We start from the raw sequence: 13,640 nt of genomic DNA on the forward strand, positions 1-13,640 counted from the left end.
TGGTATAATGTGAAATTACCCAATCCTAAAAATACCATTATTGATGATAACAAATTGACCGGTTATGCCCTGAATCTAAATCATTCAGATGGACAGCATAAAGCCAGGGTTTTTAAATCCGTCTTAAACTTAGATATTAATAACGTTCAATTTCTTAAAAATGCACTCCTAGAAGCAGTTAAAACCTATGATGCTATTCCTGACAAAATCAATCAATATGGACAAAAGTATGTTATTGATTTTCCCCTGACTCATCAAAACAAAACCGCCATTATTCACAGTGTTTGGATCATCAGAAATGACGAAAACTTTCCCCGCTTAGTGACTTGTTATGTACTTTAAGGAGATAATCAAATGAAACTCTTAGATGTAGTTGCCTTATTAGAAGACTTACCCCAATTAGGATTATATTGCGGACAAGTCGGAACAATTGTAGAAGTTTATGAACCGACAGTTTTTGAAGTGGAATTTAGCGACACATCAGGACGTGCTTATGCTATCGAAACCTTACAAGAAAATCAACTAATGTTATTACATCATTCTCCCTTAGAACCTAAAAATTTAGCTGTAAATATAGGGTAAATTTTCTTAAAAAACATTATTGATATAACAATTCTCTTATGGATATCGAACTATGCCTACCCACGACATCATCGACAATCGCCAGCAAAAATTAGTCGATAACATCAACCAAATTCTCCACTCTTCAGAAGCCGCTCATTTTGCCGTCGGTTACTTCTTCCTCTCCGGCTTTACTGCGATCGCAACTCGTCTCGCCACCATCCAACAAATGCGCCTCCTGATTGGCAACACCAGTAACCGGGAAACCATCGAACAACTAGCAGAAGGCTACCGCCGCTTAGAACTAATTAAAGACCATCTGGAAGCACAAGAATACCCCAAACGGACAGAACGCAAGCAGATGGCAACAGAAACCGCCGATAATATTCGTTCCAGCGTCGAACTAATGGACCAAACAGATGAAGCAGAAACCTTAGTAAAAAAGCTGGTTCAAATGATTGAAGAAAAACGCCTTCAGGTGCGAGTTTATACTCAAGGGCGACTCCATGCTAAAGCCTATATCTTCGACTACGGGACAATTTATAACCAGCAGGGACAACCCCTAGAACGTCAAGAAAAAGGCCTTGCTATCGTTGGTTCTTCTAACCTTACTTTATCAGGAATTTCCCACAATACCGAACTTAATGTTATCGTTCACGGTAATGAAAATCATGCCAGTTTAACAGAATGGTTTAACCAACTTTGGCAGGAAGCAACAGAATTTGATGAAATACTGATGCAGTCTTTAAAACAGTCTTGGGCGATGATGCCAGTACGTCCCTACGACATCTATATGAAAACTCTCTATATGCTCGTGCGCGATCGATTGACAGAAGAAACTGCCAGCGAAATGATGATAGATAACGAAATTACCGAGAAACTAGCAGACTTTCAAAAAGTAGCAGTTAACCAAGCTGTTAAACTCATCCGCGAGTATGGAGGTTGTTTCGTTTCCGATGTGGTAGGACTAGGAAAAAGCTTCATTGGTGCTGCCATTGTTAAACGCTTTGAACAAGTGGAAAAAGCCCGCCCCTTAATTATTTGTCCAGCGCCACTGGTGGAAATGTGGGAACGCTACAACGAAATTTATCAACTTAACGCCCGCGTTTTATCGATGGGATTGCTGCGGGAAGATGAAACCAGTGGCATCAGAGTTTTATTAGAAGATTTTAAATACAAAGATCGAGATTTTATCTTAATTGATGAAAGTCATAACCTGCGGAATGTTGCAACCCAAAAATATAAAATTGTCGAAGCTTTTTTAGCAGCTGGGAGACAATGCTGTTTTCTGACAGCAACTCCTCGTAATAAAAGTGCTTGGGATATTTACCATCAGATTAAACTTTTTCATCAAGATGATAAGACAGATTTACCCATAGATCCGCCCGATCTAAAAGAGTATTTTCGATTAGTAGAGAAAGGGGAAAAACAGTTACCTGACTTGTTATCTAACATCTTGATCCGGCGCACTCGCAACCACATTTTACGCTGGTACGGCTTTGATGCCAAGACTCATAAACCCGTAGATGCAGACAATTTCAAGGATTATTTAAACGGAAATCAACGCGCTTACGTTATTGTGGGTGGTAAGCATCAGTTTTTTCCCAAAAGAGAACTACAAACCATTGAATATAGTATTGAAGATACCTATCAAGGACTTTACCAAGAACTGCGCCAATATTTAGGGAAATCTCGCCAACAGCAACCAGCCAACCCTCGTAAAAATGAACTTTGCTATGCTCGTTATAGTTTGGGAAATTATGTATTACCAAATAAGCGCAAACAAGAACCATTACTCAGTTTACAAACTGGGGGAGCAAATTTAAGAGGACTGATGCGAGTTCTGTTATTCAAACGCTTTGAATCTAGCGTTTATGCTTTCCAACAAACTGTTAAGAAATTACTGCAAGTCCATCAACGCTTTCGAGAAGCTTTACGTCAAGGAATTATCCCCGCCGGGGAAGAAGCTCAAGCAATTCTCTGTGAACCAAACAATGGGGAAGAACAAGACATTATCGATGCCTTGAGTCAGGCATCTGGGAAGTATGATCTAGCTGATTTTGATGCCCCAAGATTGCAGAAACACCTCGAACATGACATCGAATTGCTAGAGAGAATTTTGCACTTAGTTGAGCCAATTACCCCAGACAAAGACGCTAAATTACAAACCCTTAAAAGCTGGTTGAATAAACCTCCGCTGCAGGATAGCAAGTGCCTCATTTTTACTCAGTATGCTGATACCGCCTCTTACTTGTATCAAAACCTCAATCCTAACGGCGATCGAGACGATCTAGAAGTCATCTACAGTGGCGATAAAAATAAGGCGCGGGTAGTGGGAAGATTTGCCCCTAAAGCCAACAAATACTATAAATTTCAACAGGGAGAGTCGGAAATCAAGACTTTAATTGCTACCGATGTTTTAGCCGAAGGTTTAAACCTACAAGATGGCAACCTGATTGTTAATTATGACCTGCATTGGAATCCCGTCCGACTCATTCAAAGGTTTGGTCGGATTGATCGGATTGGCAGCGAGAATGATGTGGTTTACGGCTTTAATTTTCTCCCAGAGACGGGATTGGAGCGGAATCTAGGATTACGGCAAAAACTCAAAAACCGCATTCAAGAAATTCATGAAACCATCGGTGAGGATGCGGCAATTCTTGACCCAACGGAACAGCTTAACGAAGAGGCTATGTATGCGATTTATGAAAAAAGTAGCAGCCATCAATTAAGTTTGTTTGAAGATGAGGGAGAATTTCTCGACCTCAATGAAGCCGAAGAAATTCTCAGACAACTCCAGCGAGAAAATCCGGCTGAATACGAACGGATAGCTAACCTGCCTCATGGCATCCGAACGGCTCGCTTTTCTCTCAATAAGGGCATAATTGTCTTCTGTGAAGCTTCTTACCCGAACCGCAAAGATTGGAAGGGCTACCAGCAATTATATTGGCTCGATGAACAGGGAGAGATCAGATCAAAAGATACTGCCCGCATTTTAGGAATGCTCAAAACCAACCCAGAAGAAGCAGCACTGCCGCTGCCCAAAAATTACAACCAAGCAGTCATGCAAGTCAAGGTGAAATTTGCCCAAGAAGTCCAACACCGCCAGTCTGAACGGGAGTACAGCCGTTCTCTGACTCAAGCACAGCGATACATCTTGCGAGAATTGGGACTGCTGTTTAAAACCACTCAGGATGAAGAAATCCGTAAGCAGGTTAACCTATTAGAACAGGCCTTTCGCCAACCGATTACCACTGTACTCAAGCGCGAGTTAAACCTGATTAAGCGCCGTAGCCTGACAGGAGAAGCTTTGTTTAGCGAACTGAAGAAATTATATAGCCAACATGAGATGCGGGACTGGTTAGATCGCCGCCGCTTGCAAGGTGAGGAGCAACCAATTCCCATCATTATTTGCAGTCAGGCTTTAGTTTAGAAACGGCGATCGGTCAAGGTATAGGATTAAGTTAGGGGCAAAAATCCCCCAGCACCATCTCTAAAGTAGTGAGAAAAAGCTACAATTAATCAATCCTAAAATACCGGGAAAAAGTCATGACAGCCCTAGACATTATCCCAGAAGTTACCTGTCCCCCCACAGATTTATGGAGTGATGAACCACCATTGGAAAGTGATCTACACCTGCAACAGATCATCATTCTCCTTAGTTGTCTAGAATTATTATGGCGCGAGAGGAGTGATTACTACGCTTCGGGAAATCTGACCATCTACTACAACGAGGAACAACTGAAAAAACGCAATTTCTGTGGTCCTGATTTTTTTGTGGTTTTAGATACCGAAAAACGTCCCCGCAAAAGTTGGGTAGTTTGGGGAGAACAGGGTAAATATCCCGATGTAATTGTCGAGATTCTCTCCGATTCTACGGCCAATATTGACCGCAATAACAAGAAAATTCTCTATCAGAATACCTTTCGCACTCCTAATTATTTTTGGTTCGATCCTAATACGTTAGAATTGCAAGGATTTAGACTAATTGGGGGACAATATCAAGCCATTTATCCCAATGACCAAGGTTATTTATGGAGTGAACAGTTAGGATTATATTTAGGGATATTTGACAGTAAACTGCGTTATTTTACCGCCGATGGTCAATTAGTCCCCACTCCTCAAGAAGCCGAATTAGAGCAACGACAGGCAAAAGAACAGGCTCTTTTAGAAAAAGAAAGGGAACGACAAGCTAAAGAAAAATTAGCGGCAAAATTGCGAGAATTAGGCATCGATCCCGATGCAGTTTAGGGGAAATCTGATCAGTAGGGTTTGAAGACAAAATAACAAACCCTGCTATAAGATTAAAAAGCAAAATTATTTTCTAGCAACTATGGTGACAGCAGCGCCCCTAGTGGGTGTAATTATGGGCAGTGATTCCGACTTACCCACCATGAAAGAAGCGATCGCAGTTTTAGAGGTTTTTCAGATTAGCCACGAAGTCGCCATCGTCTCGGCCCATCGTACCCCCGAAAAAATGTTTGAATACGGCAAAAACGCGCATTTAAGGGGAATAAAAGTGATTATCGCTGGAGCCGGCGGCGCTGCCCATTTACCCGGGATGGTGGCATCTTTAACCCCCTTACCCGTGATTGGGGTTCCCGTAGTCACGCGCACTTTACAAGGGTTAGACTCTCTCTATTCAATTGTACAGATGCCCGCAGGCATTCCCGTGGCCACGGTGGCGATCGGTAATGCCAAAAATGCCGGACTTTTAGCGGTTCAAATTCTCGCCACTGGTAATACTGATCTTTTAGAGCAAGTTATCGCCTATCGTCAATCCCTCACCGATTCCGTCCTCGAAAAACAAAGCAATCTTCAAAGACTAGGCTATCAAGACTATCTAGGGCAGAGTTCACCTAAGTAGGGTAGATTGAGAAAAGATTAAGTAACAAATTATGAAGTAATTATGCGTTGGATCACCGCTTGTGTATTGAGTCTATTACTCTTTTTTGCCCTACCCATGGCCGCTTATGCCGATAGCCCGACTATTAGCGAAGAACAGATGAGAGAAGGGGAAGTTATCGCCGAAAAAGCCCTAGAAGCCACAGAAAAAGGGGATTACGTCCAGGCCGAAAACTATTGGACCGAATTAGTCGCCAAATTCCCCACTAATCCCGCCGTCTGGAGTAATCGCGGCAATGCCAGAGTCAGCCTCAATAAATTAGAGGATGCGATCGCTGATTTTAACCAAGCGATCGCCATTACCCCCGATGCCCCCGATCCCTACCTCAACCGCGGCACCGCTTTAGAGGGAGAAGGCAAATATCAAGAAGCGATCGCCGATTATAATAAAGTTTTAGAACTCGCCCCCAATGATGCCTTTGCCTATAACAATCGCGGCAACGCTGAGGGCGGTTTAGGGGACTGGGAAGCCGCCGTCAAAGACTATCGCCAAGCCACTCAACTAGCCCCGAATTTTGCCTGGGCGCAAGCTAATCTGGCGCTGGCCCTGTACGAATTGGGCAGATATCCAGAAGCAGTCCAAAAAATGCGGAATATTGCCCGCAAATACCCCATGTTCCCCGATGTCAGGGCCGCCTTAACCGCCGTTTTATGGAGTCAAGGACAACAGGGAGAAGCGGAAAGCAATTGGGTGGCCGCCGTCGGTATGGATACCCGCTATCAAGACCTCGATTGGGTAAAAAGCGTGCGCCGTTGGCCGCCGAATATGGTTCTAGCCTTAGATAAGTTTCTTAACTTAAAGTAAAAAATTACTAAATAGTAACTTTTCTAGCAGTAGCGGGGCTGAGGGTCTAATTATCCTGAAATCAGCGACTAAGATACAATTGAGGCCTGATAGTTCCATTATCCTCGATCGAATCACCCGGCTCTGGAAAGGAAAAGGAATAGCTAGAGCGGGCCGATGACTGAATGCTATAATCCAATCACAGGGATAGATTGGACTCTATCAGTATCCGCCGCTACTGTACACCTTAAATCTTAGCCAGAATGCCAGATTTACACTTGCTTAATTCTCATCCACAGGCCCTAGAAACCGCCTTCATCGCCACTGCCGACCGGTCTTTTTCCTACCCTCTATCCCTCGACCTCGCCAGAATTAATCAACGTTTTGACTCCGCTAAGGCTGCGGAAATCGTCGCTTGGGCCGCGGCCACCTTTGGGGAAGGTTTGGTGATGAGTACCAGTTTCGGCATTCAGGCGGCAGTAATGTTGCACCTAGTCACCGCAATTATCCCCGATATTCCGATTATTTGGATCGATACCGGCTATCTTCCCCCAGAAACCTATCAATTTGCCGAAGACTTAAGCCAACGCCTCCATTTAAACCTGAAAGTTTATCAATCTCCCCTCAGTCCCGCCCGCATGGAAGCAATCCACGGTAAACTGTGGTCAAATAACGATCTGGACTCTCTCAATCTCTACGACAAAATCCGCAAGGTGGAACCGATGCAACGGGCCCTGAAGGAATTAAAGGCCACCGCTTGGTTAGCGGGTTTACGTCGCGACCAAACCGACCACCGCAAAACTCTCCAATGGGTCAATCAACAGGGCGAACGTTACAAAATATTACCGATCCTTGACTGGAATGCCAAAACCATCTACGAGTATCTGACCAAATACGATCTTCCCTACCATCCCTACTTTGATCTAGGTTATGTCTCCGTCGGCGATTGGCACTCCAGTCGGCCTTTAACTGCCGATGATAGCAACGAACGAGACACCCGTTTCAAGGGTTTAAAACAAGAATGCGGTCTTCATTTGCCCTTAACCCCCGGAGAAGCACAAAGTCTCGACGCAAGCTCTCTTTAACTGCAAGGGTGCAAAAATTGCCGGTGCGATCGGTTCCTAGACGTTAGACAATGGTTATTGATGATTAATCCCCCATTAACCATGGCTATTTTAGAAAATTTTCTCGAAGTCGGCTCTCTCAAGTGGTTTTATCGACAGGTTAACCCCGCTCAACAACCGGATACAACCCCCGTGATCCTACTCCATGGTTTACCCGCCCATGGCTATATTTGGCGGGAATTATTGACCAGTTTAGAAGAATATAACATTAATGCTATTGCCCCCGATTGGATCGGTTCCGGTTTATCCGCTAAACCCGATGCCAGAGATTTCGCCTACACACCTAGCGCTTTTTGTCAAGCCTTGGCCGATTTTATTCAAGCTCTCCAATTGCCGAAAATCTCCCTCATTGTCCAGGGTTTTTTAGCCTCCGTCGGTTTGCAATACGCCCTAGAAAATCCTGACAAAATTGAGCGCTTGATCGTTTTAAATACTCCCCTGTCCAGTGATGTCAAATTACCCTGGATAATGAAACAATGGGGGATACCTTTCCTCGGAGATATGGCGACTCAAGACCCCTTATTAGTCGATCGTACTTTAGAAACCGGTAGCGGTTTTGTGATTAGTGATGCAGATCTGGCTATTTTCCGTCAACCTTATCTAAAAACTTCGGCAGTGGGTCGCGCTTTGGTGGCCACGATTCGCAATTTAAACCTATCGAAAACTATGGCAGAAATTGAGACAGGTTTAGAGAACTTTGAAAAACCTATCCTTTTTGTCTGGGGAATGGGGGACCCTTGGTTATCTTCTGTCACTGTCGAAAAATTAGCCACTAAATCAGGAGTGGAATTAATCTCCCTCGCGGAAGCGAAACACTATCCCCAAGAACATTGGTCAAAAGAAATCAATCCCCAGATTATTAATTTTCTCGGACGCAAAACCTAAACCCCGATACTTTCTGGGAATTGATAGCAAAATCTCCCTAGAAAGTATTGATCAAGTTATCCTTAGTATATCACTATAGTTCTGCACTGGCCACAGCCTATGAAAAGACTAGCTTTAGGAAGGATAAATATAACAAATAATCCCCCAGATATTAATAATTTAACCGATTGGGAGCGAGTTAAATCGATGAGCGATGCAGAAATCGAGGCTAATGCTTTGTCAGATCCCGATGCGCTTCCTTTTGATGATGATTGGGAAAATGCGGCGATCATTTCTGCTTACAATAAATTAACATCTCAATAATTGCTGAAGCATTATAGCAAATCTGTCCACTCGCCTACCGTTCCACCCTGCCTACTTTTCTATACTTTTTAAACAGGATTGAGTATTACTTGTGCTTGCATTAGTTTAATAAAAATGCTACACTCAAGACAGTCTGTCATTGGATGACCTTTAACACAAACAAAATAGTTATAATTGTGGATATGAACAATAAAACTTATGAAGATATTTATTCAAGAACTTATTCAAGAATTTATAATATTGTGATAGAACAGTTTGAAGTTTCTGAAATACCTCAGCCAGTTTTAGATTTTGTCATCTTTAAAACTGAGTATAATTATATTCTTGAATTATCAAATGGTGGAGATGAAGATGATGCTCTAAATTTCTTGTATCAAATAGAGCAGGAATTTGACATAGAAATTCCATACGATGAAGGATCTAAAAAAATAGTTACATTTAAAGATCTATTGGAAATTGTTTTTGAACAAAAATATAACCTTGAGATTGCAGAATATCTAAAGATACGAATAAAGACAAAAACTCTAAAATTGTTATTGTTCTTAGAAAGCAAGAAAATAGAAATCAGTAAATTTATAGAAATATTTTCAAGTGACACTTTTTCCAATAATCATCAAAATATTGAAAAACTTATCCTTTCCCTGAGACAAAAAAGTTTTGATGCGTCTAGTATAATATCATTTTCAGATATATTTAAAAATGATTTTTTATTGTCGAATTTAGAGCAAATATGTCAAATATATTGCTTTATGAATGATAAAAAAATTTCTTACTTTGATGTTATTGAGATCATAAAAAGTGGATATCTAGACTCTTGCAAACAACAGATAGACGATCTTTCTGAAAAGATAAAGCTTCAAGAGTCGGAAATAAAAAACCTGAGTCTTGAACTTGAAAAGGCTAATCAGAACCTAGATTTGTTGAGAGGTCAATTAAACCATCTTTTAGATGATATCTAGCATTGTTATAGCGACATAGAAACCCAAAAAGTTATTGATCAAACAAGGTATATTATTCTGCGATAACACACCTAAAAACAAAGATTTGAGTAATTATTTTATTCCCGTACCCATCTAAGCTGCACTGCATTTAAACCGCATACTGAGGAATTTTAGTACAAGGGCCAGAAATCTCAACTCCAGAAACCTCTCCTCCCCACTCCCCTATACTTTTAAAGTGGAAGAAAGTTTTAGCTTAATTAATCTGGTTAGAGGCCTGTTTTTGTCGTTTCTAAATACCCCTGATAACTTGACCGGAACTGTTCGATCGATAGGTTCTTTGTCCAATATTCTACCAGAGCATGACCCCAGGCCCAAGCTTCCTTGTCAGCAGTGCTAGAATTTTCTAATAGTATTGGCCAAAGTGCCAATAAATCAAAACTTTTATTCTCCGGATTTAAGAGAGAAGAAAGCTCGTATGCCATCTGTAATTTACCGATCGCTACTGGTAATTGTTCCACAGGAATTTGTTCAGCTAAAAGATAGGCTAAAGTCGGTCTTCCCGTGGCCAAAGTGGAGATAAAACCTAGAATAGGACTTTTTAATAGGGCCGTTAAACCTTGCCCCGTGGCCATCTGTAAAGTATAGCGATCAATTATTTTCGCCGCTGCCAGGGTTCGAGTTTCTAAATCCGCTAAAAAACGGGCCAAACGCAACTGTTTTGCGGGTGAAATTGCCCCCAGCAAAGCGATTGATAACTCCTCATCCCCCCAAGCTTCTCTATCCGGCTGTTGACTGACCATCGGCAAAATGCGATCGCAGAGATCCTCGAATAATTCCGCCCGATACTGCAAGCAATCGCGGATATTGACTTCTTTAGGACTTTCTCCCGTCAGCCAATTATAGGGGGGTTGCCACTCTCGCAGCGGACGCAGGCGATCGACTTGAGAAACACAGACTATAACTGGTAAATTGTCAATAGTTTGTTGCAAATCTTTAAGAAAAGCCTCATCCATGGCTAGAGCGGGATCGAGGGCGGGGGTGACAAGAATTAATAAATCGGCGTTTTTGGCATAATTAAGAACTTTTTGCCGATAATCAGCCCGATTTGCCTGTTCGTAGCCCGGGGTATCCCAGAGGATTAACTCGTCTCCTTCTGGGGTTTGCCAATGGTAGGATTGAATCGCATCGGTACTAGGCAATAGATCCACTTGGGCTAAATCGGCCCGAAAGAGAGTATTGATCAAACTGCTTTTGCCGGCCCCGGTGCGTCCAACCAGCAGAATATTAACCGGTTGGCGATCAATTTCCGTGATCGGTTCTGCTTGGGCGAGAATTTCCTTGAGAGTAGTGGTGGCGATTTTGGTTTTGGTGGGGAGAGTTGGGGCGAGATTACTGCCACTGTAGAGTAACACCGCTTGGCGAGAGAGATTTCTCAGGGCATTTTCCCGCAAAACTTGCCCTAAATTGACTAATAATTGCTGATCCGCTTGATCGCTGTATTTTTGACTAGCCACTTTAGCCACGGCAGCAGCGGGATTGATCACCCATTGCGCCCAATTCCAGACTTGCCAAAGTTTCTGGGCCGAGGGTTGCAATTTTTGATAAACTTCGTAGGCCTGATAGGCTTGGCCGATGGTGATTTGATTCAGGGCCGGGGAAAGATTCTGCATCCAGCGATCGCTATCATCCACAGTTCCCCGAATTAAACCGTAGGCCTGGGGAATGTAAATATTTAATAAGGGGTACTTGACATCGGGGTAATATATATGAGCGATGGCACTGACCAAATCCTGACAGCGTTGCCAAAAAGTCGCCCAATCTTCCCAAACCGGGCGATCATTGCGGGACTCGACGATAATCCTCTCGATAATTTCCTCGACATTGCCCCCGGAATCACCGTCAGGAGGGGTTAATTCTGCCTTCACTTCGGCAATGGTGGCTTCAATTTCCCCGACCACTGGGCGCGTCCATTTGACCAACAGGAAGCGCCAAGCAACAAAAATCAGGGTAAAAACTGCCCAAATCCAATTTAAACCCCATTGATTGATCTGGAAACTGGCGGCCACGATCAGAAAAATCACCACGGCGGCGATCGGAACTGCTAAAATCAACCCTTGCCAAGTTTTTAACCGTAACATTGCTCGATCTGGTTTTTTTCCATTCTACCGATCTCTGATTCTCGGTTAGGGGGGCAGAAATTAGACAGTGGCATCAATTTGGGCGAGGATTGCCGTGGATAACTGACAAAGTTGTTGATGACAAGGACCATTACTAGCCATGATCCCCCCCCATTGCCGCACATCGCCGCGATTATAGCGCACGGGTTGACCGTCAAAATAGGAAAATTTGCCACCTGCTTCCGTTAAAATCAACTCCGGAGCGGCAAAATCCCAGTCTTTAGCCGCCGATTTCCCCGATAGGGAGATATAAACATCGGATTTTTGTTCGAGGATTGTGGCAATTTTACAGCCCACACTAGCCACATAATTTTTACCGAAGAAGGGTATTTGGCTTAATAAATTATCAAAACGTTGGTCGCGATGGGTACGACTAACCACCAGATAGAGATCGGTAATTTTATCTTTATTGGCAACTTTTACCTGTGTAATATTTCCGTGGCTAGTTTCTAGAAAAGTGCCTTTTCCTTTTTGGGCAAAATAGAGTTTTTCTTGATCAGGTAGGGCAACCACGGCGATGATCGGTCTTCCCTGATAACATAAAGCGATATGTAGGGCATATTCTCCCGTTTTGTTGATAAAATCGCGGGTTCCGTCCAAAGGATCGATAATCCATACCCAATCTTTCGGGATAGCTTCATTGCCTTGATGGGTTTCCTCGCTCAGATAACCAAAGTCGATATCAGAAAAGTTTGTTTGTAATTCCCCTAAAATATAGTTATTTGCCGCTAAATCCGCCGCCGTCACAGGTCCGCCTTTTTTCTTCTTGTTGACGGCTAAATCCTGTTCACCGCGGTGGTAGGATTGGAGAATTTTAGCACCACCCCAACCGACGGCACGAGTCACAGCTAAAATGCGATCGAGCGTTTCGGTATCTTGACAGGTTAAATTAATCATAAAATAGCCTCAGTTTTTCAGACTTATTATCTACTAAATTAAAAGACTGGCTTCTTAGCTTATCATCCCTTGCTTCCTAGCTCCTGACTGGCTTAATTTTGCCCTTGCCAAAAATAATCGGCGGGTTTTTTGGTTTCTGCTGGTGATGATTGAGGCGCGTCTCCCAAGAAAACCGAGCGCTGGCTGACGCGATCGCCTAATCTTCTTTGGACTCGACTGGGAATGCCGTAACCGTAGGCAATATGACCTTTTCCTGCTAGGACGATGATCTGATATTCGGGATGAGCTTGCCAGAATTTAGCGATCGCATCGGCCATGGTTTCATCCCAGAGAACCTGTGCCAAAAAAAAGCGATCGAATCCCTGACTTTTGCCCCCCGTGTGTTGCTCATAAACGGCTAAGATCTGTTGACGGTATTCCTCGTTATCCTGTTTTATTTCGCTTTTAGGGGGAATGTAGGTCATTTCTGAGGTGGAGAGGCTTTCTAAGCCCTCCCGTGCCACTTTTCTAGTGATTTCCGTGGGTGTATTTAGGGCGATCGCTGGTAGTTTTTTTGCCTTGGCCAAGCGCAGGATCGGGGCGTAAAATTCCCAATCAAATCCCCAACGTTGGTCGTATTCACTTTTTTCTCTCAACTGATTTTCGCTAATTTTGCCGGCTAAATACTGATCCAAATAGATTTGGTAAGGACGTTGAAACATCTCGAAAGCGATCGCTATTTGGGGATTATTAGCCTGTAAATACTCGATAATAGCTAATTGGGCCTGATGATCGGCTTGGCTATCGTGCCTTTCCCCTAGATAAATAATCTCGGCTGTTTTTAAATCTGCCAGAATTTGTTTTTGGCTATTAGTAAAACTCCAGGCCCGGGGCAGCAAAATAAACAGTAAGCAGAGGGCAAGGAAAACAGGAAAAAAGCGTCGAGAGAATTTCATCTTTTTATACTAAATCCGTTGAGTATAGGCTACTTGTGAGGACAGGCAAAAGGTAAGAGGCACTCATGCAAAAGAGGGAATAGATAATCAGTTTTTAATAACTAGATTTAGTATTAAAAGCCTTTTAA

At 43.0% G+C, this 13,640-nt stretch carries 13 protein-coding genes; 10 read left to right on the forward strand and 3 right to left on the reverse strand.

The window, feature by feature from the left end:
* Positions 1 to 9 precede the first annotated feature (9 nt).
* The 10 genes from H6F92_RS22360 (at position 10) to H6F92_RS22405 (ending at position 9,521) form a co-directional block, all read left to right on the forward strand.
* Positions 10 to 342, forward strand: coding sequence for a DUF6883 domain-containing protein (locus H6F92_RS22360; protein ID WP_002790331.1), 333 nt, complete (start codon positions 10 to 12; stop codon positions 340 to 342).
* 12 nt (positions 343 to 354) lie between these two features.
* The gene (locus H6F92_RS22365) at positions 355 to 582 is read left to right on the forward strand and encodes a DUF4926 domain-containing protein (protein ID WP_002790332.1); all 228 of its coding nucleotides are present in this window, start codon (positions 355 to 357) and stop codon (positions 580 to 582) included.
* Positions 583 to 634: 52 nt separating this feature from the next.
* On the forward strand, positions 635 to 3,994 hold the full coding sequence (locus H6F92_RS22370; protein WP_190359539.1) for a helicase-related protein: 3,360 nt from the start codon (positions 635 to 637) through the stop codon (positions 3,992 to 3,994).
* A 116-nt stretch (positions 3,995 to 4,110) separates the two neighbouring features.
* A complete protein-coding gene (locus H6F92_RS22375; RefSeq protein ID WP_190359540.1) occupies positions 4,111 to 4,812 on the forward strand; it encodes a Uma2 family endonuclease in 702 nt (233 codons plus the stop codon).
* Between the two features lie 82 nt (positions 4,813 to 4,894).
* Complete coding sequence (purE, locus tag H6F92_RS22380; RefSeq protein ID WP_066029554.1) at positions 4,895 to 5,428, forward strand: 5-(carboxyamino)imidazole ribonucleotide mutase; 534 nt, start codon at positions 4,895 to 4,897, stop codon at positions 5,426 to 5,428.
* Positions 5,429 to 5,470: 42 nt separating this feature from the next.
* Positions 5,471 to 6,271: a tetratricopeptide repeat protein gene (locus H6F92_RS22385; RefSeq protein ID WP_190359541.1), complete on the forward strand. Its 801-nt coding sequence runs from the start codon at positions 5,471 to 5,473 to the stop codon at positions 6,269 to 6,271.
* A 242-nt stretch (positions 6,272 to 6,513) separates the two neighbouring features.
* Complete coding sequence (gene cysH, locus H6F92_RS22390) at positions 6,514 to 7,335, forward strand: phosphoadenosine phosphosulfate reductase (RefSeq protein ID WP_190359542.1); 822 nt, start codon at positions 6,514 to 6,516, stop codon at positions 7,333 to 7,335.
* Positions 7,336 to 7,392: 57 nt separating this feature from the next.
* The gene (locus H6F92_RS22395; protein WP_080605436.1) at positions 7,393 to 8,259 is read left to right on the forward strand and encodes an alpha/beta fold hydrolase; all 867 of its coding nucleotides are present in this window, start codon (positions 7,393 to 7,395) and stop codon (positions 8,257 to 8,259) included.
* 99 nt (positions 8,260 to 8,358) lie between these two features.
* A complete protein-coding gene (locus tag H6F92_RS22400; protein WP_185238381.1) occupies positions 8,359 to 8,562 on the forward strand; it encodes a hypothetical protein in 204 nt (67 codons plus the stop codon).
* Between the two features lie 182 nt (positions 8,563 to 8,744).
* The gene (locus tag H6F92_RS22405; protein WP_242030242.1) at positions 8,745 to 9,521 is read left to right on the forward strand and encodes an acyl carrier protein; all 777 of its coding nucleotides are present in this window, start codon (positions 8,745 to 8,747) and stop codon (positions 9,519 to 9,521) included.
* A 248-nt stretch (positions 9,522 to 9,769) separates the two neighbouring features.
* On the opposite strand, the gene H6F92_RS22410 is transcribed toward H6F92_RS22405, so the two are convergent.
* The 3 genes from H6F92_RS22410 to H6F92_RS22420 all read right to left on the reverse strand — a co-directional run bounded on the left by H6F92_RS22410 (position 9,770) and on the right by H6F92_RS22420 (position 13,512).
* Positions 9,770 to 11,641, reverse strand: coding sequence for a GTPase family protein (locus H6F92_RS22410; protein WP_190359544.1), 1,872 nt, complete (start codon positions 11,639 to 11,641; stop codon positions 9,770 to 9,772).
* A 60-nt stretch (positions 11,642 to 11,701) separates the two neighbouring features.
* Positions 11,702 to 12,577, reverse strand: coding sequence for a 3'(2'),5'-bisphosphate nucleotidase CysQ family protein (locus H6F92_RS22415; RefSeq protein ID WP_190359545.1), 876 nt, complete (start codon positions 12,575 to 12,577; stop codon positions 11,702 to 11,704).
* 92 nt (positions 12,578 to 12,669) lie between these two features.
* On the reverse strand, positions 12,670 to 13,512 hold the full coding sequence (locus H6F92_RS22420) for a ChaN family lipoprotein (RefSeq protein WP_190359546.1): 843 nt from the start codon (positions 13,510 to 13,512) through the stop codon (positions 12,670 to 12,672).
* Positions 13,513 to 13,640 lie beyond the last annotated feature (128 nt).

It is taken from the genome of Microcystis wesenbergii FACHB-1317, assembly GCF_014696875.1.
Classification (GTDB): Bacteria; Cyanobacteriota; Cyanobacteriia; order Cyanobacteriales; family Microcystaceae; genus Microcystis; species Microcystis wesenbergii_A.